We start from the raw sequence: 23,945 nt of genomic DNA, 5'->3' as shown, positions 1-23,945 counted from the left end.
TCAGGCGTACCGCGGCGCCGCCGCCTGAAAGGAGAGACCATCATGCCCCTCATCAACATCATCTATGCGAGCCAGCGCCGCTCGCCGTCGCTGAAGCCAGAGATCGCCGAGGCCGTCACGGTGTTGACGGCGCGCATCCTGCGCAAGGATCCCAAGGTCACCGCCGTGATCGTCTCGGAGGCGGATGCGGCGGACTGGTTCGCGGGCGGCGCCTCGCTCGCCGAGCAAAATCTCGCCAGCTACTGGATCGACGTTCACGTCAGCGAGGGGACCAATACCAAGGATGAGAAGGCCGCCTATCTCGCCGCCGTGTACGACCGCATGGCCGAGCTGATCGGCCCGCTGCACCACGAGACCTATCTGCATGTCGACGAGGTGAGGGGAGACGCCTACGGCTTCGGCGGACTGACGCAGGAGCGCCGCTATGTCGCCGGCAAGCTGGGCGTGCCGGTGGAGCAGGGCGGAGCCTGAGCCCGGCTAGGCGGTTTCCGGCAGGCTCGCGTTGACCGCGCCGAACACGCTCTCGAACGCCTGCCGAAACGCAACATCGACATCGGCGAGCGTGATCGGCAGGCCGAGATCGACCAGGCTGGTGACGCCGTAGCGCGGGTCGGTCACGCCGCAGGGCACGATGGCCTGGAAGTGCGACAGGTCCGGCTCGACATTGATGGCGATGCCGTGGAAGGTCACCCAGCGCTTCAGCCGCACGCCGATGGCCGCGATCTTGTCCTCGAATCCGACACCCTTGTCCGGCCGCCGGACCCAGACGCCGACGCGATCCTCGCGCCGCTCGCCGCGGACATTGAAGGCGTCGAGCGTGCGGATGATGGTCTCCTCCAGCGCCGCGACATAGGCGCGCACATCCGGCCGGCGGCGCTTCAGGTCGAGCATGACATACGCCACGCGCTGGCCAGGGCCGTGGTAGGTGACCTGGCCGCCACGGCCCGTCGACACGAACGGAAATCGCGGATCGCGCAGGTCTTCCGGCTTGCCTGACGTGCCGGAGGTGTAGACCGGCGGGTGCTCGAGCAGCCAGACCAGCTCCGGCGCGTCGCCCGATGCGATCGCGGCGGCCCGTGCCTCCATGAAGGCGGTCGCCGCGGCGTATTCGACCAGCGAATCGGAGATGCGCCAGTCCACCGCATTACCCGGGGGGCCAGCGAAGGTGGTCAGGTCGAGGGTTTCGCGGCTGTTAACCATTGGCTAACCACAACATGGTGATGTCTTCGGTAACGGAATCTAGTCGTGACTTCGGTGGTCCTGCAGTGTCAACCCTCGACAAAGTGACAGTCGACCTGATGGTCGTCCTCGGCACCTGCTCCATGCCTATCCACCAGGTCCTGCGCCTGTCGCGCGGCGCCATCATCGAACTCGACGCCACCGAGGCCGACGACGTCAAGGTGCTGGCGAATAACCTGCCGATCGCCAACGGCGTGGTGCTGGTCGACCGCAACCGCATCGCGGTGGAAGTGAAGGAAATGCTGCCGCGTTCGCCGACGGCGCACTCGCGCTAGCCTGCCGCAAAGCAAAAAAACGTCCACAATTCCTGGATTTCGGGGCCGAGCGGGCCTTGTCCCCCCGGCATCGATTTGATACACGGGCGCCATTGATCCGGTGCCGATCTGTCCTGGTTCCGGCTTCTCCTTCGCGCTCGTGGCGGAATTGGTAGACGCGCTGCCTTGAGGTGGCAGTGGGTAACACCGTGGGGGTTCGAGTCCCTCCGAGCGCACCACACAACCTCACATTTTCCCTTGAAATCTCTCGGAAGCTTTTCCGGATCTGACCCGGGAAAGTGACGACGTCATTCGGACTTGCCGTTCCCGTCCTGTTCTTTGCGGCACCCCCTGGAAAATCAATCGGGCTCTGGTCGAGCGCGACCATCTTGCTGCGCGGACGATCACGCTTCGCGCGCGCGACGGATGTGGTCAGGCCTTCGCCTTGCTGAAAAAGCTGGCGCCGGCGACATAGGCGCGTCCGGGCGACATGTCCGGTGTCTCGTCTCCCTCGATTCTGCCCTCGAAGGTGAGCTCGAGCTGCACGCCGTTGGGGTCATAGACGAACAGCTGCCAGAGCGTGGTGCCTGGCACCAGGAATTCGCGCCAGTCGAGTCCGTTCTCCTTGAAGCGCGCGACATAGGCGCGATAGCCGGAGCATGACAGCGAAACGTGATCGATGGCGGCCGTGCCGGTCTCGGCCTTGCCGCTCGGCCCGAGCGCCGGTCCCCCGGCATAGATGTGAATGATCGCGAGTCCGCCCGGCTGTGGGCAGCCGAGCCAAGCGCCGGGATAGCCGAAATCCGGCCGGTCGACGGCGCGCAGGCCAATCACCTCGGTCCAGAATTTGACCGTGGCGGCGAGGTCCTCGGTCTTGATGGCGATGTGGAACAGGCCGTGGATGGTGGCCGCCGGCAGGCTGGTCGTGGATGTGCTCATGCGATCTCTCCTCGCTCGAGATGGGATGGCTGCGGCCAGCCGATGTCGCGGTACAGGCGTTGCAGCCTGCGGCGGAACGGCGGCTCATTCTTCTGCAACGTGCCGGCGACCGGATCGGCGCCGGCCAGCATCGTATCGGTCGCGGCCAGCGAGAACGCCATCACGAAGCGGATGCGCTCCATGCGCGTCGCGGCGATCGCATCCAGCCATTGCCGCACGTCGCGGTCGCCGCCATGCCAGCGCTGCGCGATCAGCGACGCGGCCGTGGCTGCGTCCTCGATCGCCTGCGTCGCTCCCTGGCCGAGCGTCGGCACCATGCCGTGGGCGGCATCGCCGAGATAGAGCACGTTGCGATCGGCGGCGCGGTAGAGCGGGTCATGCTCCTGCATCCGCGCCCAATGCGTGCCGCTGATGGTCTCGCTCAGGCGCTTGACCATCCAGCCGACGGCAGCACATGGCGCTCCCGCTTGCGGGGTGAAGGCGGCACGCAGCGCGGCCGGCGTCTTCAGCGCATCGTCGATCGGCGCCTCCGGCGCGATCGGAAACGCGCTGGCGATGTAGACGTGATCGGGCGGAACGCGAAAGGCGAGCAGGCGGTTGGGGCCGTTGAACCATTGCGCGTAGTCGTCGATCAATCCGTCCGACGTATCCGGCACCAGCGTGCGCGAGATCGCGACGCCGACCAGGCGCTGAGGCGGCGGACCGGAGACGCTGCGGCGGACCTCCGAATAGCGGCCGTCGGCAGCGATCACGAGGTCGACCTCGTCGAGGCGGCAAGGACGGCCGCCCTGTTGCCAGCTCACCGCGCTTCGGCGCGGATCCGACGCGGCGCGCTCGATCTCGATTCCGTCGCAGCCGTACGCGACGACAGCGCCCGCGGCGTCGCGCAGGACGTGATAGAGCTCCGACCAGCGGATGCGCCATCCCTGATGGTCGGCGACCTCGCGCAGCGGCAGGTCGAACAGCAGCGTGCCGTCGGCGAGACAGATCCGCCAGTTGGCCCATGGCAAGGCGGCCGCGGTGATCTGTGCGGCCAGGTCAGGATCGACGGCGTGCAGCGCCTTAACCGCGTTGGGGCCAATATTGAGCCCAGTGCCGGCCTCGGCATGATCGCCGTGGGCGACACGCTCGAGGCAGATCACTTCGGCGCCGTCGAGCTGCGCCAGCTGCCGGGCCAGCACGCAGCCCGCGACGCCGGCGCCGATGATGACGATCCGCATCAGCTTTGCGCTCCCGCCGGCGCGGCGATCACTGCAATGAGGCCACCGCCGTCCGGACCCTGGTGCTCGGCGCCGCCGGAGACGAAGATGCGGCCGTCGCCGATCACGCCTGCGACGAGGCCCGCGACGGCGCCGCGGATGTGGCGCTGGGCGTTGATGTCGGTGTCGTCGAGCATGGTGTGGCGATGCCCCCGGATCAGCCCGCGCCGGTCCGGCTCGCATTTCACTAGCACCGTGGCCACACGATCGGCATCGGTCTTGGCGAGCTGGGGCGCAGCGGCAAGGCCGAGATCGGCGAGCACGGCTGTGATCGCGCCGATGTCGAGCGCATCCGCCATCGGCCGGCTCGCGATTCTGAGCGGGCCGGTCCAGCTCACGCTGTTGCCGAGTACGACCACCTCGTTGCTCTCGACCTCGACGCCCGAGGAGATGCTGGCGCGCGGCGATTGCAGGGAGAATTCGCTCAGCAGCGAGGCGTCGGTGAAGTCGTCGGCGCCGATCTCGCCGAGCGCCAGCGCAACGCCGAACGCGCCTGCGGCGCGCGCCAGCGCCATCGACCGGTTCGGATCCGTGGTCACCGGCGGTTGGCCGGCCGCGATCGCCGCCGCAGCCCGCGCCGCCGTCACGCAGGGGCATTTGACCTGGACGACATGCACGTCCTCGGTCCGCGTGATGCCGGCGGCTGCGATCGCCTGGCGGACCGTCGCGGCGACGCTCTCGACATGAGCGCGGCGTCCGATCTCATGGACGGGCATGGCGGCGCTGAAGGCGGTGCCGATGGCGAGCGCAGCTGTTTGCGGTTGCGGCGCCTCGCTCTCGCTGACGCAGAACAGGCTGTAGTGCGGGCTCATCACGCCTTCGGTGCCACCTGACAGCACGCAGGGGATCTCGTGCACCAGCTCGTCGGCGGGCCGCTGCAGCTGCTCCGACAGCCGCATCATCACCGTCTGGGTGAAGAAGCCGCGGGTGAAATCGTTGACGCCGCCATTGCCCTCGGTCTTGCCGATGATGGCAACGATCTCGGACGCGCGGATCGTACCGGCCGCGATCAAGGCGTCGAGTTCGGAGAGATCGCCGGGGTGGGCCATGCCGAGGCGAAAGATCCGTGCGGTCCTCATGGCGCGGCCGTCATGTCATGGCGCCGCAGCGCCGGCACGGATCGCCGCGCGATAGGCAGCGAGCCCGTCGGCGATCGAGAAGCGTGGCGTCCAGCCGAGATCGCCGGCGATGCGCGCGACATCGAAGCTGATCTGAACATCAGGCACGTCATCGGCGCCCGCCACGAGGCGGGCGCGCAGGCCGGGAAGCACGCGTTCGGCCGCCGTGACGATCTCGGGCATCGTCAGCGCCTCGCCCGAGCCGACATTGTACTCGCGATGCGGCAGCTCGACCGCCTCCAGCGCGGTGATGACAGCAGCAGCGACATCGTCGACATAGACGTAGTGATAGACGAAGCCGGGATCGCAGGGGATTTCGGTTTCCGCCTGGCGTTCGGCGTCCTGGATCATCGTCTTGAGATGGCAGTTGGCACGACGGTAGGGACCATAGACCCGGCCGATGCGCAGGCTGACGCCCGACAGGCCATATTCGGCGGCAAAGCCCCGGATCAATTGTTCGCAGGCGACCTTGGTGGCGCCGTAGACCGAGGTCGGCCGCAGCGGTGTCGCCTCGGTGATCACGGCGGCGCCGACATCGCCGTAGACGCTGATCGATGAGCAGAACACGACGCGCTTGAGGCCGTGCGCGCGTGCGATGTCGAGCAGCAGGGCGGTCGTGTCGATATTGGCGGCAACGAGGCTCATCGGCTGGCCGCGCGCCATCATCGGCCCGGAGATGGCGCCGCAATGGATGATCGCCTCGATCTGCCCGGAGGCAACGGCATGCTCGAGCTGCGCGCGATCATCGAGCCGCATCAGCCGGAGCTCGGGATCATCCTTGCCGAACCCAACGATGTCTGTGGCCAGGACCGAGTGGCCGCGCGCCGTCAAAGCAGGGCGCAGGGCCATGCCGATCAGGCCGGCAGCACCGGTGAGCAGGACTCTCATTTCGGCCCTCTCGGCTCAGAGCGCGACCATGCCGCCGTCGACGCTGACATCGGAGCCGGCGATGAAGGAGGATCCACCTGAGACCAGGAACAGGATGGCTGCGGCGACCTCCGGCGATTCCGCAAAGCGTCCGATCGGCGTCAGCGGCAGGAACGCCGCCCGCTGGGCCTCGGTGACGTCGCGCTGCAGCCCGGTCATGGTCGTTCCCGGCGAGACGGAGTTGATCTGGACGTTGTAGGGCGCGTATTGGACGCCCGCCTGCCGCGTGAGCGCGAGCACCGCCCCTTTCGAGGCGCAATAGGCGGCGGCGTCGCGCAGGCCGATATGGGCGGCGGTCGAGGCCACGTTGCAGATCTTGCCGTGCCGGCGCGCGAGCATGCCCGGCAGCACGGCGCGCATGCCGAGCCAGACGCCTTTGGCGTTGATGTCGAGAATGCGATCCCACACGTCCTCGGAGACGTCGGCGGCGGTGTCGCCGGGCACCGCGATCCCTGCATTGTTGACGAGGATGTCGATCGGGCCGTGCCGTTCGGTCACGTCCTTGACCAGCGCCGTCCAGCCGGCGGCATCGCGGACGTCGAGCGTGACGCCGATCGCCTCGCCGCCCGTCGTCTTCTGGATCGCTGTCGCGGCGTCCTCGGCCGCCTTCCAGTCGACGCAGATCACCGTGGCGCCACCAGCGGCAAGGCCCTCGGCGGTGGCAAAGCCGATGCCGCTTCCGGCGCCTGTCACGATTGCGATCTGGCCATTAAATTGGGGAGGAGTGGTCATGGCGTGTCATCCAATAAGTCAGTGAGGAGATCGAAACGGTGAGGTCCGTGCGGCAGCGTCAGGACGACAGCACGTAGAAGGAATGGACGTAGCCGAGCGCGAGCGCGGCGTACCAGCTGATCACCAGCGCAAGCATGATCGCGCACACGGCGATGCCGACCGCCGACATCCGCGGCGCCTCGACGAAGGTCCGCTGCGGGTAGGCGCCGAATGCGCGGGCCTCCATCGACATCACCATCATCGAGGCCTTGCGCAGGCTGCCGACCAGCAGCGGCATGGCGTAGCGCTTGGTTTCGCCGATCCGGCCGGCGATGCTGCGCTCGCGCACCACGCCGCGCACCGACTGGGCGGCGCGGATCAGCTTGATCTCCTCCTCGATGGTCGGAATGATGCGTAGCGCGATGAAGAACGAGTATGCGATGCGGTAGGGCACGCCCATCTGGGTGACCAGGGCAATCGCGAGCTCGCGCGGATCGGTGGTCCGCACGAACACCAGGGATGAAAGGATGATGGTGTAGATGCGCAGCGCCGAGGCCAGCGCATAATCGGCGCTCTCGGCGTAGATCGGATGGCCCAGGATGTGGAAGGCGACGTGGCTGCCGGGAAGCGTCAGAGTCTGGATCACCAGAAAGCTCAGACAGGCGAGACCGAACAGCCAGGTGCTGCGGAACACCGACACGACCGACAGCCGCGCCAGGACGAAGGCGGCGAACAGCACGGCGAGCGTGATCACGATCTGGACCCAGGCGATATAGGCGCCGAATGCCAGGAACGAGATCGCCAGCAGCCAGACCAGCCGTGTCAGCGGGTCGAGGCGATGGAAGAACGAGTTGCCGGCGCGAAACTGAAACGCGGTGGATCTGCTCATGCGCTGCTGCCTCCGACACTGTCCGCCAGATGCTGCAGCGACAATGTCGGCTGCAGCGCGCTTCCCGGGTGCCGGTCGGCGAGCGCCTTGCTGATCTCGTAGATCGGCGGCGTGAGTAAACCGGCTTCGGCGATCAGCGCGTCGTCGGCGAACATTGCGTCCGGTGTGCCATCGAACAGCAGCCGGCCGCCGCCGGTCACCAGCGCCCGGTCGGCCCATTCCGCGACCAGGCGGACGTCATGGGTGATCATCAGGATCGTGGTGCGATAGCGCTCGCGCAGTCGCGCCATCAGCCCCATCAATTGCTGGGCGCGCTCATGATCCTGACCGATGGTCGGCTCGTCCAGCACCAGCAGATGCGGCTCGAGCACCAGCATGGTGGCGACGCTGAGGCGCCGGCGTTCGCCGAGGCTCAGGCTGAAGGGCGAGCGGTCGCGGTAGCGCGTGAGGTCGACGATGTCGAGCACCTCGCCGACCCGCTCTTCGATAGCGGAGTCGGCATAGTTGCGGACCTTGAGGCCATAGGCGATCTCGTCCCAGACGCGGTCGGTGACGAATTGATGATCCGGATTCTGGAAGACGTAGCCGATCTCGGCCGAGATATCGCGCGCGCTGAGGTCGGCGACATCCTTGTCATCCAGCCAGATCATGCCGCGCGCCGGCGCGTTGATATGCATCAGCAGGCGGGCGAGGGTGGTCTTGCCGGAGCCGTTGCGGCCGCACAGTGCGACCATCTCGCCGCGTCCGAGGCTGAACGAGATGTCGCTCAGGATCGGCAGATGTTTCTCGTAGGCAAAGCTGAGCTGTTGCACCTTGAGGAAGGCAGGACCGCCGCCGGCAGTCGGGCGCGCGGGGGCCGCGGCCGGCAATGGCTCGCTCACCGAGGCTCGCCCGAGCTGGCGCTCGGCGAAGGTGACGGCCTCGTCGACATCGAGCGGCATGTCGGCGGCTTCGACCGGTGTGCCGAGACGCTCGCCGAGCGCCAGGGCGAACTCGCAGGCCTGCGGAAACCAGGCGCTGGTGGGGACGGCGGCGTGCTCTTCCGACGAGGCGGCGCGGCGGCGCGAGAACGCCTCGCGCGGTCCGCCGTCGAAGATGACCGCGCCACGATCCATCATCACGACCCGCGACACCTTGCCGGCGAGCTCGTCGACGCGATGCTCCACCATCACGATGGTGGTACCGGCTTCGCGGTTAAGGCGTTCGAGCACGGCGAAGATCTCGGCCATTCCGGCGGGATCGAGATTGGCCGTGGGCTCGTCGAGCACCAGCAGGCGCGGCCTCGAGGCGAGCACCGCGGCGATGCTGACGCGCTGCTTCTGCCCGCCGGAGAGATCGAAGATCGACCGATCGCCAAAGCCGTCGAGACCGACGAAGGCGAGCGCCTCGCGCTGCCGCTCTACGATGTCCGACGCAGGGCGGCAGAGGTTCTCGAGACCGAAGCAGACCTCGTCGCGGACCCGGGTATTGATGATCTGCGCATCGGGATCCTGGAACACCATCCCGACCTCGGTGGCGAAGCTCGCGATCCGGGTCGAGACGATCGGCTTGCCGCAGATCGAGACGTCGCCGCTCAGGCGCCCCTTGAGCGTGTGCGGGATGGTCGCGTTCATGAGCTGGAGCAGCGTGCTCTTGCCGCATCCGCTCGGGCCGAGGATCAGGACGAACTCGCCGTCGCTGACGCGCAAGGAGACGTCGCGCAGCACGTCGTCGCTCTCGCCCTCGTAGGCGTAGGAGACATTGCGGATGTCGACGGCGAAGGTGGTCGCGTCCGGCGTGGTCATTGGGCTCTCGGAGACCGGACCAGGCGCTACCGGCGGCGCCGCGTCGGTGTCGCTGGGGACGGCAATGGCAGCTGACTGATCGGCTCCAAAGGAAGCGATGCTCATATTCCCTCAACGCTTTGTCCCGCGACGCATGGCCGGATGGGGCTGGCTTGCGCCTCTGGCTTGGCAATCCCGGCGTGGAGATCCGGATCGGCATCGGCGGCAGCCGCCGTCCGGTCAGGCAGCGGCTGCTGCGCGACCGGACGGGACTGCAACCTCAGTCGTTGCCCGCTCAGGCCGGCGAGCTCTGCATCCGGGTCGGTGCCTCTGCCGAGGCCAAGGCGGTGCCGCGCAGCACGCCGGCGCGGGCCAGCGCATGGGCGATCGGCTTGACGAGAATGATGGCATAGACCGCGCCGCTGACCATGCGGATGACCAGGGCCAGCAGGTTGTAGCTGATGCCCATGTCACCGACGCCGAAGAAGTAGACTTCCGGAATCTGCTGGAGCAACGGAGCGAGCGCGCCGGATAGCGCAAGCACGGACATCGTCCATTTGCGATAGCCGAAGAAGGCAAAGCCCAAATCGGACATGAAGCCCTGCAGGAAGCCCGCGCCCAGCACCATGACGCCGTTCGGATTGCCGGACAGCACCTGCGCCACGCCGTTCATGGTCTCGGCGAGCGTCGCCGCCCCGGGCTTGCGGATGATGTAGCCGCACAGCGGACCGGCGATGTAGAAGCCGCCGCAGATCGCGGCGAAGGCGAGGAAGCCGTAGCTGCCGGAGAAGGTCATGAACAGGCGTCCGAGCATCGCGTTGGGCGTTCCCAGCACGCCGTTGATGACGCCGATGATCGCCATGATGACGATCTCCATTAGCGTGAAGGCGATGAAGAACTTTCCGCTGGTGCGGTTGAGGAAATAGGCGATCGCCGCCAGCAAGATGCCGATTGCGGCCACGATCAGATAGAGGACGCCAACAGTCATGGGATGAACCCCCTCGCAGTTTGAGTGAATGCCAAACCGCAGGCGGCCCGTTGTTGTCGACGCCGCGCCTGCGACGATTCGAGCTCGACGGCGTGGGTACCCGGTGTCGCGCGCATGTGTCGCGACGCCACGTCTTCTGTCCGATCGCCAGCAAATGATGATCACGACTTGTTCAAAGCGCCAGTTGAAGATGTGATCAAAGCAATGCTTTGTTGAACAAATAAATAGCAAGCTGCGATCTTGTTCAGTTGTGAAGATCAAATGTCACGCGTGGATTGCATCGCCGGCACGAGCGAGCAGGGACGCGAAACCTGTCGGTGGCTTTGACCTGATGAGTTGAGGGAAGAAGCTCGGGAGCGGCTCTCATCATAACGGGCCGGCTCCGAACTCGGAGCTGCACGTTGACCACGAGCAGCGTGCTCATGGGCAAGAGTTGGCACCGAGCCAGGCGCTGCCCGTCGACCATGAGCGGTGTCTTCATGGAGAACCGGCGCAAACGGACTCATGCCGGCGAAGGCCGGTCATCTCGGAACGCGAGGGGGCGCAAGAGCCCCCAAGATTTGAGAAGGACATTCGATCCTGACGCCTGCGTCAAGATCGAATCTTGAGCTGTTTGTCGTGTAGTTGTGCAGTCATGATGCGCGTCCACTAAGCTTGGAACCAGGCGCAGTGAGAGAGAGCGACAGCTGCCGCGTGCCCGCGGGCACAGCGCTCACCGGATTTGCCGAGGTGTCCAAGTTTCAGGTCGGCACGAAGATCCTGCGCTCGGCCGTGGCCGCGGGCGGGGCAGTCGCCGCGGGCTGGCTGCTGACGTATCAGTTCGCCCAGGCCTCGTTCGCGCCGATGGTGCTGAAAGGCCTGACCTTCAGCGGCCCGTCCGCCGAGCTCCTGATGCAGGTGCTGGCCAGCCCGCAGCTGAAGCCGGGCTTCGACCTCGGCATCATTCCGGGCGTCCTCGCCTCGTTCGTCGCCGCCGCGCTGGCGCGTGAGCTCAATCTCGAAGGCTTCTCGGACGGGCGCGGCATGCGGCGCTTGCTGGCCGGCGGCTGGGCGGCCGGACGCGACGGCACCGACACGCTGACCAACGTGGAAGTGCTGCAGTTCAGCGACCAGGTCGACCTGCTCGTGTCGGGAACGGCGGCAAGCCCGGTCGACGTTTCGAACCAGGGATTCCCGCTCGACGTGCCGTTGATCGGAACGTCCGCAGACGACTATCTGATGATCGGCGGCAGCATCTTCGGTCTCAACGTCGATCTCGGCGGCGGCCGAAACCGTGGCCAAGGCGGCATTGGCCTCGGTTCGCCCGCCGGTTGTACCGGGTCCTCGGCCGGATCGCGCCACAGATGACATCGCAGCGCAAAGCATGCTATCCGGTGATCGCGACGTGCATCGCGCGGCATGGGCTTCCGAGACGTAGAACTCGACACAATTTATCACCATGAGCCGACGAGCCGCGCCGATCAAATCAACGATCAACCTGCTCGACGACCTGCTCGACGACTTCCTGGCGCCATGTTGGACAACACCAAAGCGAGAGTCGAGGAGCGGACCGCTGCGCAGCGGACGGGAACCCTTGCCGCGCTGACCAGGAGCGCACCGCGGTCCGCCATGGACCGGCGTTGGACGCCGCGCATCATCGTCCTCAGCGGCCTCGTGCTGGCGATCTTGTGCGATGCGTTCGTCGCCCACATGCTGTCGGTGAACTACTGGGAGACCTATCGATCGATCGAAGCCGCCAATGGCGATCTCGCCCGCGCGCTCGAAGAATACATGCTGCGCAACATCCAGGCCGTCGACGTTCTGTTGAGCACGACCATCGACAATCTGGCGAAGAATCCGTCGCTTCAGACCCCCGGCAATCCGGCGCTGATCGAGGATCTGAAACAGCGTGCGGCGCCATACCCGGTTGCGAATGCGATCGTCGTTCTCGATGCCGAGGGCAAGCTGCTGGCCGACAGTCTCGGCAATGGCGGGCCTGGCCGCGAACAGAATTTCGCCGATCGCACCTACTACCAGGCTCAGCGCGATGATCCCCGTCGCGGGCTCTTCATCGACGTGCCGGTCGAATCCCGCGTGCGCAAGACCATGGTCATCGCCGTCAGCCGCGCGTTCTTCACGCGGGACGGACGGTTCGGCGGCGTCGTGTTCGTGCCCATCGACTACAACAATCTGCGGAAATTCTTCCTGTCCCTGAATGTCGGGGAGCGCGGCAGCGTGACGCTGTACCGCGACGACGGCACCATCCTGCTGCGCACGCCCAACGCCGACGCGCTGGCCGGACGAAACGTCAGGACCAACAAGCTGTTCACGTACCACCTTCCGCAGGCACCTTACGGAAGCTTCGAAGGCAGCGGGGTCACCGACGGAATCTCGCGCAGCATCAGCTATCGGCGGGTCGCCGGTCTGCCGCTGGTGGTGACCGTGGCGCGGCATCCGATCGAGTATCTGGCCGGCTGGAAGAATAACGCGCTGTACTACAGCCTGGCCGCCGCGGCGCTCAATCTGCTGATCATCGGCTTCGGTCTCGGCCTGGCGCGGCAATGGCAGCTGCGCGCGAGCTCGGAGCGGGCGATGCGCGACAATCTCGAGCAGCATCAGCTGGTCACCGAGAACGTTCCTGCGCTGATCGTGCACGTGCATGCCGATGGCCGCATCCGCTACGCCAACCGCGTCGCGCGCGAATGGTACGCCGGCGCCCCCGCCGAGGCCATGCGCAGCCGCCGCATCGACGATTTCATCGATTCCTCCCGCGCGGCCGAGGCGCAGCTGAAGATCGAGGCCGTGCTCGCCGGCAAGACCATTCGCGGCGAGGAGAGGCTGGTGTTTCCCGACGGCCGCGAGCGATGGTGCGAGACCATCCGGGTGCCCGACCGCGGCCAGGACGGCGCGGTGCGCGGATATTTGGTGCTGTCGGTCGACATTACCGAGCGGAGGCGCATCGAGGACGAACTGCGCCAGGCGCAGAAGATGGAGGCGATCGGGCAATTGGCCGGCGGCATCGCGCACGACTCCAACAACATGCTGGCGGCGGCGCTCGGCAATCTCGATCTGCTGCTAGACACCTTGCCGCCCGCCGAGGACGACGCCCGCGGCATGGTCGAGCGCGCGATCGAGGCGGCCGAGCGCGTCGCCGATCTCAACCGCCGCCTGCTCGCCTTCGCCCGCAAGCAGACGCTGCGGCCGCAGGTCACCGACGTCAACGAGCTCGTCAGCGGGATGACGACGATCCTGCAGCGGACGCTCGGCGAGACCGTCGAGATCGAGCTGGCGCAGGAGCCGATGCTGTGGCGGTGCCTGATCGATTCGACGCAGCTGCAGAATGCGCTGCTCAACCTCGCGCTCAACGCGCGCGACGCGATGGCCGGCAGCGGCCGCATGACGATCACGACCGCCAATGCCGTGCTCGACCAGCCGCTCGATGACGGCGACGAGCGCATCGCGGCTGGCGAATACGTCACCATTGCGGTGTCGGACAAGGGCGCCGGCATGCCGCCCGAGGTCGCGCGCCGCGCCTTCGAGCCGTTCTTCACCACCAAGGAGTTCGGCAAGGGCAGCGGGCTCGGGCTGAGCATGGTGTACGGCTTCGCCAGGCAATCCGGCGGCACCGCGGTCATCGCGAGCCGCGTGGCCGAGGGCACGCGCGTCACGCTGTATCTGCCGAGTGCCGGCCCCGGCCCCCTCGAGGGTCCCCGCGGCGGAACGATCCGGCTGCCGCGATCTGTGACCGGCGAGCGCATCCTCGTCGTCGAGGACAATCCGCTGGTTTGCGCCATGGCCTCCACCATGCTGAGCTCCATGGGCTACGTCCCGGTCGTCGTCACCAGCGCGGCCGCCGCGATCGTCGAACTGGAACGGCCGCAGCCGATCGCGCTGCTCTTGACCGACATCGTGCTGCCGGATGGCGTGACCGGCATCGAGCTCGCGCAGCAGGCGCGCCGCCGCTGGCCGGAGCTGCCGATCCTGTTCATGTCCGGCTTCGCCGATCCCTCGCTGGTGCCGGAGGAGTTCCGCGCCACGACGCGGCTGCTCGCGAAGCCCTTCCGTCTCGGCGAGCTGTCGGAGGCGATCGCCTCGGCGCTGGCCGGCAGGATCGCCGCCGGCAAGGCCGCGAGTTGAGCACGCCGCCGTCGGCGTGAGATCCGGCTGCCGCGCGGCGCGACCGGGACATGACGTCTTCGCCCTCGCGGCGCCGATGCGTCCGAGCTGTGCCGGTGGTCTCGCCCTCGAATGAGCCGAGGGCGCAGGGAATGCCGGGAGCTGGCCGCCCCCATGGCCCGCCTGCGAAAAAAATGCAGGCGGCAGGTACCACAGGTTCAGCCGAGACATCCCGGCATTCCCCGCGCGATGGTTTGACGGCTTATACGTCCTCTCCCCGGGGACCGGCTGTCTTGCCCCCGTCACCCGCGCAACGCGAAAAGCGTTGTCGCGAGCTTGACCTCAGCACCGGGAGGCCAGGACCCTACGATTTCGCCGGCGCATCGGAAACGTTCGTCCGCATGACCTGGTCACGCTGCGCTCCGACGCGCCCACCGCATCCCACCCCGCGTGCCGTGACGTTCGCGAAACGCCCCTCGTGCCGAGGCGGGACGGGGAGAGAGAAACATAATTTCTGGAAAATAGAAACAGGAATATTTTTCGCGGGAGGACTGGACAGTGGTGATGTGGTTGAGAGGGTGGGAGAAATGAGTTTGCGGGCGCACGCCTGTTTGGCGTGGAGAGGGATCTCGGCGTACCAACTAATGCCGTCCCTCACCAATCCACCGGCTCAGTCCCTCTGCCAAGCCATCGAACATCGCGCGGATCGGTGGTGAGTCCTTCTGGTCCTGATGGGCGGCGAGCCAGCAGTCGAGTTCGAAGGTGATCTGGTCGGGGAGCACCGGGAGCAGCGCTGGATTGCGCCGGGCCATGGCCTTCTGCATGCCGCCGATGCCGAGGCCGGCTTCGATGGCGGTGACCTGGGCGACGTCGGAGTCGGTGCGGTAGGAGAAGAGCTCGCGCGAGATCGGCAGCTGTGAGCTGGCGACCGAGCGCGCGGAGTGGTCGTCGCGGTCGAAGCCGATGATGTGGTGCGCGGCGAGCGACTCGACCGTCTCCGGCAGGCCGTAGCGATCGATGTAGTCGCGGTGCGCATAGAGTCCCAGCGGAACGTTGCCGAGCCGGCGCGCGACCAGGCCGTCCTGCACCGGGCGGACCATTCGCACCGCGATGTCGGCGTCGCGCCGCAGCAGGTCGTCGGTGCGGTTGTTGAGCACGAGCTCGATGACGATGTCCGGGAAGCGGCGGCGGATGTCGGCGAAGATCGCCGGCAGCACGAAGGTGCCGACGATCTCGCTGGCCGAGATCCTGACGACGCCGCGCGGCTGCAGTGCATCGCCGCCGGTCCTGGCGGTGCGCACCAGGGCCGCGAACGCCGCCTCCATCGCCTCGGCATGCGGCAGCAGCGCCGTCGCCGCCTCGGTCGGCAGCAGGCCGGCCTGCGACCGGGTGAACAGGGCGATACCGAGGCTGGCTTCCAGCTCGTCGATGTGGCGGCCGACGGTCGGCTGCGTCAGGCCGGTGGCGCGCGCCGCCGCCGACAGGCTGCCGCGCCTGACAACCGCGAGGAACGAGCGCAGCAGGCTCCAGTCCGAGGGCTCTGTCTTCATACAAAAACGTATAGCATCTCAAGGAAGATTGGCAATTTTCGTTTGGAGTGGGGCGGGCCAGATTGCCGGAAACAGCAAGGAGATCGACCATGTCCCACGCCACGAATACCCCGACCGCCCTGGTCCTCGGCCTCACCGGCGCGATCGGCGGCGCCATCGCCAAGGCGCTGGCGCGGCGCGGCTTTGTCATCCGCGCGCTCACGCGGAGGCCCCCCGGCCAGCGACCGCTGCTGGATTTCCCGGTCGAGTGGCGTGAGGGCGATGCGCGCGATGCGGCTTCGGTGCTCGCGGCCGCCGAGGGGGCCAGCCTGATCATTCACGGCGTCAACCCGCCGGGCTATGCGCGCTGGCGCGAGGAGGCGCTGCCGATGCTCGCTAACACCATCGCCGCCGCCAAGGCGGCCGGTGCGACCATCGTGTTTCCCGGGAACGTCTACGTCTACTCGTCGGCGTCGCCGGCGCGCGTCAGCGAGACCTCACCGCGGCAGCCGACGACGCGCAAGGGCCAGGTGCGGCTCGAGATGGAAGAGATGCTCGAGCAGGCCGCGCGCGACCACGGCGTCCGCGTGATCGCGGTCAGGGCCGGGGACTTCTTCGGCCCTGGAGTCGGCAATTCCTGGTTCGCGCAGGCGCTGGCGAAAGGCGGCCGCGCGGCCACGTCGCTGCAGCGCCTGGCGCGGCCGGGCGCCGGTCATGCCTGGGCGTTCGTGCCCGATCTCGCCGAGACTTTTGCGCGCCTCGTCGACATCAGGGCCGATCTGCCGAACTACACGATGTTGAATTTCGCCGGCCACTACGACGCGACCGGTCACGACATGACCGACGCCGTCCGCCGCGCGCTGGGCCGGCCCGACCTGCCGGTGAAGCCGTTCCCGTGGATCGTGCTGTGGTTCGCCGCACCCTTCGTGCGCTTCATGCGCGAGGCGATCGAGATGCGATGGCTGTGGCAGAAGAGCTTGGCGCTGGATAACGGCAGGCTGGTTGGACTGCTGGGACAGGAACCGCAAACGTCGCTGGATGAGGCGGTGGGGGCGGCGCTGGGCGGACTCAACGGATCCTGAGTGGCGAGACACCGGCGTGCAAGACAAGCGCCGGTGCTTCTCGCCGCAGTGGCCTCATGGTTCGAGACGCGCCGTTATTCATGCTGATTGCGATAGCGCGACCGGTGGTGCGACGCTCCTCACCATGAGGGTCGAGCGCCAGACTGACGCTGCACATCGACCATGAACACGCCAAGCTGCTGCTCCTCACCCTGAGGAGCGCGCCACTTGGCGCGCGTCTCGAAGGGCGAGGCCCGGCCGTTGGCCTCATGGTTCTCAAGGCGATGCGAGAGCATCGACGCGAATGCGCCGCCGCTATTCATGCTGATTGCTATGGCTCGAACCGTGGCGCGGCGCTCCTTGCAGCGGCCCGCCCTTCACTCCACCGCATCCTTCTTCGCGATCCGATGCAACTGCTCGAACAGATCGGCCTGCTCGCTGGTGCACAGACACACGCCTTGCGCCGACGCCGCCTCGCCGGCGTTGAGGTAGGCGTGCCCCATGGTGCTGTCGATGTAGATGCCGTCGCCCTCGTTGAGTATCTCCGGCGCGTAGAACTCGGTGTGCACGGCGATGGTGCCGCGGGTGACCAGGAAATACTCCTCGCCGCTGTGGCGGAGCAGGGGGCCGAACTCATCGAGCGTGCGCGCACGCACCTCGGCGAGCATCGGCACCATCCGCTTTCCGATCAGGTCGGTGCACTGATAGGTGTAGGTGTAGAACCGGGTGTTGACGACCTGGCCCTGGCCGGCGCGGCTGATGCTGCGGCGGGCGGTCACCGGCCGACCGGTCTCGGGGCGCGGGGCGGCCGGGCTGAACAGCTCGGCGATGTCCATCTGCAGGCCGGAGGTCAGCTGCAGCAGCTTGTCGTAGGTCAGCGACATCAGGCCGTTCTCGACCTTTGACAGGGTCGACAACGCCATCCCTGTCTTCTCCGCGACCTGCTTCAGCGTCAGGCCGCGCGCCTGCCGGGCCGCCTTCAGGCACTGGCCGAGCTGGGAATGGGGGCCTTCGGCTGACGCGCTGCTGGCGGTATCGGTCACTGGGGTCTCCGGAAAATCCGTTAGCGGATCGGGCATGTCGCTGTTTCTCGACCCGGCTGGCCAATCTGGCGCGAAAGCGCAGCACAATCAATCATCTGTCTGCACGGTCCATGGGCATGCATGAACAGCGGTGGAACTGTGCGTTTTCCCCTCGTGCATTCTATTTCTTATATGCTAAATAGTTTTCCGATTTGGAAAGAGAAGTCCCCCGTGCCGTCGATCTGCGATCAAACTGCCAATGAGCTGGTCAAGCTCCTGAAATCAAAGGCGATCTCGCCGGTCGCGCTGCTCGACTCGTGTCTGGAGCGGATTGCAGCCGTCAACCCGGCGGTCAACGCGGTCGTCACGCTCGACGAGCCGGGGGCACGCGCGGCGGCCAAGGCGGCCGAGGCCGAGCTGCTGGCCGGGCAGGACAAGGGCCCGCTGCACGGCCTGCCGGTGCTGATCAAGGACACCCAGGACACCGCGGGAATGCGTTCCACCTATGGCAGTCCGATCCTGGCCGACAACGTCCCGGCCACCGACCAGGCCTCGGTGGCGCGGCTGCGCGCGGCCGGCGCGATCATTTTCGGCAAGACCAACACGCCGGAATGGGCCGCCGGCGGCAACACCCGCAATCCGGTGTTCGGCGCCACCGGCAATCCGTTCGATCCGATGCGCTCGGCGGCCGGCTCCTCCGGCGGCTCGGCGGTGGCGCTGGCCTGCGGCATGGCTCCGCTGGCCTCGGGCTCCGACACCGGTGGGTCCTTGCGCAATCCGGCCGGTTTCTCCGGCATTGTCGGCATGCGCCCGTCCTATGGCCTGGTCGCCAGCGAGAAGCGCGCCCATGGCTGGTCTTGCCTGTCGACCGACGGGCCGATGGCGCGCGACGTCGGCGACACCGCGCTGATGCTCTCGGTCATGGCCAGCGACGATGCGCGCGATCCGCTGGCCTACACATTACCGGGCGAGGCGGTGCGCGGCGCAGCGGCACGCTGGGCCACGCCGCCCAATGTTGAGCTGCGCAAGCTGCGGCTCGCCTTCACCGAGGACTTTGGCTTCGCGCCGACCGAACAACTGATCCGCCGTGCCTTCCGCGTCCGTGTCGCGCGCATCGCGCCGCTGTTTGCCGACGCAGCCGAAGCCACGCCGGATTGCAGCGGCGCCGACGAGACCTTTGCGGTGCTGCGGGCGTCGCTGTTCCTCACCCAGCATGGCAAGAACTATCGCGAGCGGCCTGAGATGCTCGGTCCGAACGTGCGCGCCAATGTCGAGGAGGGGCTGTCCTACAGCCTCGACGATTTTTCGCGCGCGAGCGCAAACCAGACCCGGATCTACCGGTCCTACCAAAGCTTCTTCGCTGGCCACGACGTGCTGATCAGTCCGACCATCACGTTGAGCCCGCGGCCGTGGTCGGAGCTGTATCCGGCCGAGATTGACGGTGTGCCGACGCGTTCCTACTTCCATTGGCTGGCGCTGGCGTATGCCGTGACTTTGGCCGGTCATCCGGCGCTGAGCCTGCCGCTCGGCCTCGACGAGAATGGCTTGCCGTTCGGGCTGCAGATCATCGGCCCGCGCGGCGGCGATGCGCTGGTGCTCGGTGTCGCCGCGGCGCTGGAGCAGGCGTTTGCCGGCGATGCTGATCTGCGTCGTCCGCAGCCTGATCTGGCTCGGCTCGCCGGCCTGCCGCCGTTGGCGCAGGCGCCCGGCTACATGGCGTGGGATTGAGGCGCATCGGCATGATCATCGACGTGACTCATCGACAGGAATTGCAGCTGACGATGTCGGATGCGTCGGTGCAGGCGCGGATGATGGCGGATGTGAAGATCGAGATCATGGTCGTCGCGGCGGCGCGGACCTGAGCAGGAGTGATGACGATGCGAAGCGCGATCGTTCTCGGCGGCGGCATGGTGGGCGTCGGCACGGCACTGCATCTGCAGAGCCGGGGCTGGTCGGTGGCGCTGGTCGACCGCAAGGAGCCGGGCCGCGAGACCAGCTACGGCAATGCCGGCATCATCCAGAGCGAGGCCGTCAGGCCCTATGCGATGCCTTACGATCTCGCGGGCGTGCTCGACATCGCGCTGGCGCGCACCAACGACGTGCATTACAGCCTCGCCGCGCTGCCGTATCATATGCGGCCGCTGCTGCAATATTGGTGGAACTCATTCCCGGCGCGCCACGAGGAGCTGACGCGCACCTATGCGCAGCTGATCGCGCGCGCCGCACCCGAGCACGAGCCGCTGATCGAGGCGGCCGGCGCCGGCAATCTCGTGCGCCGCGACGGCTTCCGCGTGCTGCACCGGAAGCAGGATCAGTTCGACAAGGAAGCCAGGGATGCCGAAGCCGTCGGCAAGGCGTTCGGCGTCAAGTTCAAGGTGCTCAGCGCGGCTGAGCTGGCCAAGGCCGAGCCCGGCCTGAACGAAACCGGCATCGGCGGCCTGCACTGGCAGGAGCCGTGGACGGTGTCGGACCCCGGCAGCCTGGTGACGTCCTATGCCGAGCTGTTCGTGCGCCGCGGCGGCAAGCTGTTGCGCGGCGATGCCACCACGCTGTCGCAACAGGGCAGCGGCTGGGCCGTGGTCACCGACGAGGGGCGGATCGAGGCCGAGGCCGTGGTCGTCTCGCTCGGGCCGTGGTCGCCGACGTTCCTGAAGCGCTTCGGCTACGACATCCCGATGGTGCGCAAGCGCGGCTATCACCGCCATTATACCGGTGGCGCGCCGCTCGATCTGCCGCTGCGTGACGCCGCATTCGGCTATCTGATGAACCCGATGGCCAAGGGCGTACGCATCACCACCGGCGCGGAGCTGTCCGAGCCGGATGCGGAGCTGACCCCAGTGCAACTCGGCAAGGCCGAAGCCGCCGCGCGTCAGCTGATCGATCTCGGCAAGCCGGTCGAGCCCGAGCCCTGGCTCGGCACGCGGCCCTGCATGCCCGACATGCTGCCGGTGGTCGGCGAGACCGCGCGCCACAAGGGGATGTGGTTGCATTTCGGCCACGGGCACCAGGGGTTCACGCTCGGCCCGGCCACCGGGCGGATCCTGGCCGAGCTGATGAGCGGCGAAGCGCCGAACGTGGATGTCGCCGCCTGTTCGCCCGCGCGTTTCGGCGCGTAGCCGCAGCGCCTCGCGCTGATGGCAACGAAAGCGCGAGCCGCGCCTGAGGCATGCAATGTCAGGCTGCGGTTCGACGGTCCGCTCAGCGCATTGTTTACCAAGGCGGTCCGTTCTCGCACTGCAAATCTCCCGCTTCACGAAATCGCAAGCCGGCGTTCCCTAAGGTGACGCCGGTTAGACCAGGACGCGGGGGCGAAGCGCGAATCGTGAGTTCTGTCGTCGGCCAGTGATCCGAACGTCATGTGGGGGATTAGATGAACTTCGCCGGCCTCGCTTACCGCTTCTTCTTGAACTTCGTTTTTCTCGCAACGGTCTTTCTCAGTCTGAACTATATCGAGAAATATCAGAACCGCGCGGTGCTTGCGCTGGTGGTCTTGATCTATGCCGGCATGCGCGCCTTCGCGGTGGTGCGCACCTTCCACTTCTTCGGGCGGATCGAGAGGCTGGAATCCGACGTTCGCCGGCTTGCCGGCATGCTCGGCGAGGGCCCGGTCAGTCAGGTCGTCAACAAGCAGGTGATGTCCGACGTCGGCTCGCTGCGCAAGGACGGCGAGAAGAAGTCCTATATGGACCTGTTTTTCCTCGCAGCCGTCGTCATCCTCTGCGTCAGCAAGCTCGTGACCAACTGACCCGTTACAGACCGCGGGGGACAGTTGGCGCAATCCGCGCTCGGCCGTCACGTCACGACGGCGATGATCAGCGCCGCCTCAGGCTGGCGATACGAAGCGGCCGCGCCGGCGGCTTGACGGCCTGGCGCTCCACGCGCGCGACCTGACGCCGCTGCGAGGTCAACGTGGCCAGCGGAGCCTTGGGCGGCCAGGCAAACAGATCGGCCGAGGGCGCCGGCAATGCAGGCGCCGTTGCCATGCGCGCCCCCAGCGAGGGACGCGGCCACACCTGCTTCCGCTCCGCCTCGGCTGCCGGCGGCAGGCTAAGCACCCCGAAATCGTCGAGCGTGGCACGGGCGTTGGTATCGGCGCCCGCGAGATCGACCGGCGCGATCGCGGGCCATTTCGCCACTGGCGTTTCGTCGGACGGACGATGCACGAGCCAGTCGTCGGGCTCGGTCGGCGTCGCCGGACGCTCCGGCGTTGCCGCCACCACGTGCACGATGCGATAACCCTTCGCCTTCAGGTCGGCCAGGATCTTCGGCAGCGCGGCGACGGTGCGCGCGTGGATGTCGTGCAGTAGCAGGATGCCCTTGCCGCGCGCTTCCAGCCGCTTGATGGCGAGCTCATGGACCTTGGCGCCGGAGATGTTGCGCCAGTCATCCGCCAGGAAGTCCGCGCTCCACATCTGCAGGCCGAGGGAAGCGGCGTAGCTTTCGACCGCGTCGCCGCGGAGCAGGCCGGGGACGCGGAAGAACGGCGATAGCGCGGAAGGGTCGGTGAGCGCGGCCGAGGTCCAGGCGATGCCCTGATCGACCTCCGGCTTGACCTTGTCCAGCGTCATCCGGTTGAAGCTGAGCGGGTGGGTATAGCTGTGCGTGGCGATCGTGTGACCGGCGGCTGCCAGCTTGCGCACGCCTTCGGGATTGGCCTGCGCCTGGCGCCCGATCGTGAAGAACGTCGCCTGGACGCATTCGTCGGCCAGGATCTGCAGCACCTGATTGCTGTATTTCGGCAGCGGCCCGTCGTCGAAGGTGAGCACCACCTCGTGATCGGCGAGCGGCAGCGTCTCCTTGTACTGCATCGCGCCGATGCGCGGATGCTCACGAGGATCGACGACCAGGATGCGCGAGGTGCCGAGCGCGTTGGGATGGCCGGGACAATCGGCGGCCGATGCGCGCGGGCTCGACGCGAAGCAGGCGAGGGCGCCCAGCAGCACTGCGACCCATGATGGCCGTCCGGCCCACGCTTTCGCACGATCACGCACTACGCTGCTCATGTTCTCTTCACGGCCCTTGGCCAAGCTCGTCGATGATCCATGTTGTGTCGAACGCCAGGGGCGCGGGCAACCGACCGCCAAGGCATAGCAGGGATGTTCGGCCATCGCGACATGACATCGACCCGCGTTCCCGTTTGCCCACGGCTGTTGCCGGATTGCAAGAGGGGCGGACTTGCCGGAATGGGCACAGTCAATGGTAGATATCGGCCCTGAACGGCGGATTAACCGCCATTTGACTTGTCCGCGGGGCTTTCGCTGTGCTGCTCGGGCTCTCCGGGCTTTGCCGGCACCACGTGGACGACGCGATAACCATGTTCCCTGAGATAGCGCAGGAACGACGGCAGCATGGCCACCGTGCGCGGCTGCGGATCGTGCAGCAGGATGATGCCCTTGCGCGCCTGATTGAGCCGGCTCGTCAGCAGGTTCAAGGTCTGCTTCGGCGACATCGGGTTCCAGTCGCTGGCCCATAGGTCGGCACCGAACACGGCGATGCCGCGCGAGGCCAGCAGGTCGAGCGTGGCCGGCGTCGACTCGAAATAGGGGAAGCGGAAGAACGGCGTCGATGGCGTCGTCGTCTCGACGCCGTTGAGCGCCTGTTCGTCGGCGGCAATGCCGCGGTCGATCTCCTCGACCGCCTGCTCGGGCGTAATGTGCGCGAGATGCGCATGCGTGAAGCTGTGATGGCCGATCGTGTGGCCTTCCGCCGCGATCTTCTTCACCAGCGCGGCGCGGCCCGAGGCCGGCTTGCCGACCAGGAAGAACGTCGCCTGCACGCACTCCTTGGCGAGCGCCGCGAGCACCTTGTTGGTCATCGGCGGCGAGGGGCCGTCGTCGAACGTCAGGACGACCTCGCCATCATGCAGCGGCAGCGTGTCCGGAAAGCTCTTCAGGCCGATGCGCGGATGTTGCGTCGGGTCGACGGCGAGGACCCGGGAGGTGCCGAGCGTGCCCTCGCGCGGACAGCCGGCCGGTGCGGCGAGGGCGCAGTGGCAGGCAAGCAGCGCGGCGGCTGCGCCGGCTGCATTTACCCATCCTGTCATCCACCGCGCCTGAGACATCTTTTCCCGTTGCACTCGCCGTTGCCGATTATGTAATGCGTGAAGCACAAATCAGACCAGTTGCTCTGATTCAAGGCTCGTGAGGCACGT

21 protein-coding genes, 1 tRNA gene and 1 pseudogene are annotated in these 23,945 nt (G+C 67.0%); 10 read left to right on the top strand and 13 right to left on the bottom strand.

All coding sequences use genetic code 11. The annotated features are described in order from the left end of the window. The first annotated feature begins 42 nt into the window (after positions 1 to 42). Positions 43 to 471 carry a tautomerase family protein gene (locus ACQR1I_RS17605; protein ID WP_434866696.1) on the top strand — a complete coding sequence of 143 codons (429 nt, stop codon included), beginning with the start codon at positions 43 to 45 and terminating at the stop codon, positions 469 to 471. A gap of 6 nt (positions 472 to 477) precedes the next feature. On the opposite strand, the gene lipB is transcribed toward ACQR1I_RS17605, so the two are convergent. Next, positions 478 to 1,200, bottom strand: coding sequence for a lipoyl(octanoyl) transferase LipB (lipB, locus tag ACQR1I_RS17600; RefSeq protein WP_434866697.1), 723 nt, complete (start codon positions 1,198 to 1,200; stop codon positions 478 to 480). A gap of 65 nt (positions 1,201 to 1,265) precedes the next feature. Between lipB and ACQR1I_RS17595 the strand changes: the two genes are divergently transcribed. Continuing rightward, positions 1,266 to 1,514 (top strand): FliM/FliN family flagellar motor switch protein, encoded by a 249-nt coding sequence (locus tag ACQR1I_RS17595; RefSeq protein WP_041750832.1) that lies wholly within the window; start codon positions 1,266 to 1,268, stop codon positions 1,512 to 1,514. Between the two features lie 133 nt (positions 1,515 to 1,647). Then, positions 1,648 to 1,732: transfer RNA gene (locus tag ACQR1I_RS17590), tRNA-Leu, on the top strand. Positions 1,733 to 1,925: 193 nt separating this feature from the next. Here the strand turns inward: ACQR1I_RS17590 and ACQR1I_RS17585 are convergent. From ACQR1I_RS17585 to ACQR1I_RS17550, 8 genes are all read right to left on the bottom strand, one after another. After that, positions 1,926 to 2,432 carry a VOC family protein gene (locus ACQR1I_RS17585; RefSeq protein ID WP_434866698.1) on the bottom strand — a complete coding sequence of 169 codons (507 nt, stop codon included), beginning with the start codon at positions 2,430 to 2,432 and terminating at the stop codon, positions 1,926 to 1,928. Continuing rightward, entirely contained in the window at positions 2,429 to 3,652 is a 1,224-nt protein-coding gene (locus ACQR1I_RS17580) for an FAD-dependent oxidoreductase (protein WP_434866699.1), read from the bottom strand. The genes ACQR1I_RS17585 and ACQR1I_RS17580 overlap by 4 nt, the downstream gene beginning before the upstream one ends. Continuing rightward, on the bottom strand, positions 3,652 to 4,770 hold the full coding sequence (locus ACQR1I_RS17575; protein WP_434866700.1) for a ring-opening amidohydrolase: 1,119 nt from the start codon (positions 4,768 to 4,770) through the stop codon (positions 3,652 to 3,654). Before ACQR1I_RS17575 ends, ACQR1I_RS17580 begins: the two co-directional genes overlap by 1 nt. A 15-nt stretch (positions 4,771 to 4,785) precedes the next feature. Then, positions 4,786 to 5,697 (bottom strand): NAD-dependent epimerase/dehydratase family protein, encoded by a 912-nt coding sequence (locus ACQR1I_RS17570; protein WP_434866701.1) that lies wholly within the window; start codon positions 5,695 to 5,697, stop codon positions 4,786 to 4,788. Positions 5,698 to 5,712: 15 nt separating this feature from the next. Then, positions 5,713 to 6,468: an SDR family NAD(P)-dependent oxidoreductase gene (locus tag ACQR1I_RS17565; protein WP_434866702.1), complete on the bottom strand. Its 756-nt coding sequence runs from the start codon at positions 6,466 to 6,468 to the stop codon at positions 5,713 to 5,715. 58 nt (positions 6,469 to 6,526) lie between these two features. Further along, positions 6,527 to 7,336, bottom strand: coding sequence for an energy-coupling factor transporter transmembrane component T family protein (locus tag ACQR1I_RS17560; protein ID WP_434866703.1), 810 nt, complete (start codon positions 7,334 to 7,336; stop codon positions 6,527 to 6,529). After that, entirely contained in the window at positions 7,333 to 9,120 is a 1,788-nt protein-coding gene (locus ACQR1I_RS17555; protein ID WP_434866704.1) for an ABC transporter ATP-binding protein, read from the bottom strand. Before ACQR1I_RS17555 ends, ACQR1I_RS17560 begins: the two co-directional genes overlap by 4 nt. 274 nt (positions 9,121 to 9,394) lie before the next feature. After that, positions 9,395 to 10,087, bottom strand: a complete 693-nt coding sequence (locus tag ACQR1I_RS17550; RefSeq protein WP_434866705.1) for an ECF transporter S component — start codon at positions 10,085 to 10,087, stop codon at positions 9,395 to 9,397. A 711-nt stretch (positions 10,088 to 10,798) separates the two neighbouring features. On the opposite strand from ACQR1I_RS17550, the pseudogene ACQR1I_RS17545 reads away from it, so the two are divergent. Both ACQR1I_RS17545 and ACQR1I_RS17540 read left to right on the top strand, forming a co-directional pair. Beyond that, positions 10,799 to 11,146, top strand: a pseudogene (locus ACQR1I_RS17545) (YeeE/YedE family protein); the annotation flags it as partial. 453 nt (positions 11,147 to 11,599) lie between these two features. Further along, positions 11,600 to 14,203: a PAS domain-containing protein gene (locus ACQR1I_RS17540; protein WP_434866706.1), complete on the top strand. Its 2,604-nt coding sequence runs from the start codon at positions 11,600 to 11,602 to the stop codon at positions 14,201 to 14,203. Between the two features lie 620 nt (positions 14,204 to 14,823). Here the strand turns inward: ACQR1I_RS17540 and ACQR1I_RS17535 are convergent. Next, positions 14,824 to 15,732 carry a LysR family transcriptional regulator gene (locus ACQR1I_RS17535; RefSeq protein WP_434866707.1) on the bottom strand — a complete coding sequence of 303 codons (909 nt, stop codon included), beginning with the start codon at positions 15,730 to 15,732 and terminating at the stop codon, positions 14,824 to 14,826. 89 nt (positions 15,733 to 15,821) lie between these two features. Here ACQR1I_RS17535 and ACQR1I_RS17530 point away from each other — a divergent pair, with 89 nt between their 5' ends. Further along, complete coding sequence (locus ACQR1I_RS17530) at positions 15,822 to 16,793, top strand: NAD-dependent epimerase/dehydratase family protein (protein ID WP_434866708.1); 972 nt, start codon at positions 15,822 to 15,824, stop codon at positions 16,791 to 16,793. Positions 16,794 to 17,149: 356 nt separating this feature from the next. Here ACQR1I_RS17530 and ACQR1I_RS17525 read toward each other — a convergent pair whose 3' ends face one another. After that, positions 17,150 to 17,815 (bottom strand): helix-turn-helix domain-containing protein, encoded by a 666-nt coding sequence (locus ACQR1I_RS17525; protein WP_434866709.1) that lies wholly within the window; start codon positions 17,813 to 17,815, stop codon positions 17,150 to 17,152. 210 nt (positions 17,816 to 18,025) lie between these two features. On the opposite strand from ACQR1I_RS17525, the gene ACQR1I_RS17520 reads away from it, so the two are divergent. The 4 genes from ACQR1I_RS17520 to ACQR1I_RS17505 all read left to right on the top strand — a co-directional run bounded on the left by ACQR1I_RS17520 (position 18,026) and on the right by ACQR1I_RS17505 (position 21,539). After that, positions 18,026 to 19,522, top strand: a complete 1,497-nt coding sequence (locus ACQR1I_RS17520; protein ID WP_434866710.1) for an amidase — start codon at positions 18,026 to 18,028, stop codon at positions 19,520 to 19,522. Positions 19,523 to 19,533: 11 nt separating this feature from the next. Next, complete coding sequence (locus ACQR1I_RS17515; RefSeq protein ID WP_434866711.1) at positions 19,534 to 19,656, top strand: hypothetical protein; 123 nt, start codon at positions 19,534 to 19,536, stop codon at positions 19,654 to 19,656. Positions 19,657 to 19,671: 15 nt separating this feature from the next. Continuing rightward, entirely contained in the window at positions 19,672 to 20,910 is a 1,239-nt protein-coding gene (locus ACQR1I_RS17510) for an NAD(P)/FAD-dependent oxidoreductase (protein ID WP_434866712.1), read from the top strand. Positions 20,911 to 21,164: 254 nt separating this feature from the next. Continuing rightward, a complete protein-coding gene (locus ACQR1I_RS17505; protein WP_434866713.1) occupies positions 21,165 to 21,539 on the top strand; it encodes a hypothetical protein in 375 nt (124 codons plus the stop codon). Between the two features lie 67 nt (positions 21,540 to 21,606). Here the strand turns inward: ACQR1I_RS17505 and ACQR1I_RS17500 are convergent, their stop codons facing one another. After that, positions 21,607 to 22,797, bottom strand: a complete 1,191-nt coding sequence (locus ACQR1I_RS17500) for a polysaccharide deacetylase family protein (RefSeq protein WP_434866714.1) — start codon at positions 22,795 to 22,797, stop codon at positions 21,607 to 21,609. 221 nt (positions 22,798 to 23,018) lie between these two features. Next, complete coding sequence (locus ACQR1I_RS17495) at positions 23,019 to 23,837, bottom strand: polysaccharide deacetylase family protein (RefSeq protein WP_434866715.1); 819 nt, start codon at positions 23,835 to 23,837, stop codon at positions 23,019 to 23,021. Positions 23,838 to 23,945 lie beyond the last annotated feature (108 nt).

The organism is Bradyrhizobium sp. HKCCYLS2038 (assembly GCF_051167655.1).
GTDB lineage: Bacteria > Pseudomonadota > Alphaproteobacteria > Rhizobiales > Xanthobacteraceae > Bradyrhizobium.
The sequence above is the reverse complement of the archived record's forward strand: the minus strand, read 5'-3'. Positions and strand labels throughout refer to the sequence as shown.

Coding starts and splice junctions, on each gene's coding strand:
- ACQR1I_RS17575 (WP_434866700.1), bottom strand. CDS start 4,770: ATGAGGACCGCACGGATCTTTCGCCTCGGCATGGCCCACCCCGGCGAT.
- ACQR1I_RS17585 (WP_434866698.1), bottom strand. CDS start 2,432: ATGAGCACATCCACGACCAGCCTGCCGGCGGCCACCATCCACGGCCTG.
- ACQR1I_RS17560 (WP_434866703.1), bottom strand. CDS start 7,336: ATGAGCAGATCCACCGCGTTTCAGTTTCGCGCCGGCAACTCGTTCTTC.
- ACQR1I_RS17570 (WP_434866701.1), bottom strand. CDS start 5,697: ATGAGAGTCCTGCTCACCGGTGCTGCCGGCCTGATCGGCATGGCCCTG.
- ACQR1I_RS17500 (WP_434866714.1), bottom strand. CDS start 22,797: ATGAGCAGCGTAGTGCGTGATCGTGCGAAAGCGTGGGCCGGACGGCCA.
- ACQR1I_RS17540 (WP_434866706.1), top strand. CDS start 11,600: ATGTTGGACAACACCAAAGCGAGAGTCGAGGAGCGGACCGCTGCGCAG.
- ACQR1I_RS17510 (WP_434866712.1), top strand. CDS start 19,672: ATGCGAAGCGCGATCGTTCTCGGCGGCGGCATGGTGGGCGTCGGCACG.
- ACQR1I_RS17605 (WP_434866696.1), top strand. CDS start 43: ATGCCCCTCATCAACATCATCTATGCGAGCCAGCGCCGCTCGCCGTCG.
- lipB (WP_434866697.1), bottom strand. CDS start 1,200: ATGGTTAACAGCCGCGAAACCCTCGACCTGACCACCTTCGCTGGCCCC.
- ACQR1I_RS17565 (WP_434866702.1), bottom strand. CDS start 6,468: ATGACCACTCCTCCCCAATTTAATGGCCAGATCGCAATCGTGACAGGC.
- ACQR1I_RS17555 (WP_434866704.1), bottom strand. CDS start 9,120: ATGACCACGCCGGACGCGACCACCTTCGCCGTCGACATCCGCAATGTC.
- ACQR1I_RS17495 (WP_434866715.1), bottom strand. CDS start 23,837: ATGACAGGATGGGTAAATGCAGCCGGCGCAGCCGCCGCGCTGCTTGCC.
- ACQR1I_RS17535 (WP_434866707.1), bottom strand. CDS start 15,732: ATGAAGACAGAGCCCTCGGACTGGAGCCTGCTGCGCTCGTTCCTCGCG.
- ACQR1I_RS17515 (WP_434866711.1), top strand. CDS start 19,534: ATGATCATCGACGTGACTCATCGACAGGAATTGCAGCTGACGATGTCG.
- ACQR1I_RS17580 (WP_434866699.1), bottom strand. CDS start 3,652: ATGCGGATCGTCATCATCGGCGCCGGCGTCGCGGGCTGCGTGCTGGCC.
- ACQR1I_RS17550 (WP_434866705.1), bottom strand. CDS start 10,087: ATGACTGTTGGCGTCCTCTATCTGATCGTGGCCGCAATCGGCATCTTG.
- ACQR1I_RS17530 (WP_434866708.1), top strand. CDS start 15,822: ATGTCCCACGCCACGAATACCCCGACCGCCCTGGTCCTCGGCCTCACC.
- ACQR1I_RS17505 (WP_434866713.1), top strand. CDS start 21,165: ATGAACTTCGCCGGCCTCGCTTACCGCTTCTTCTTGAACTTCGTTTTT.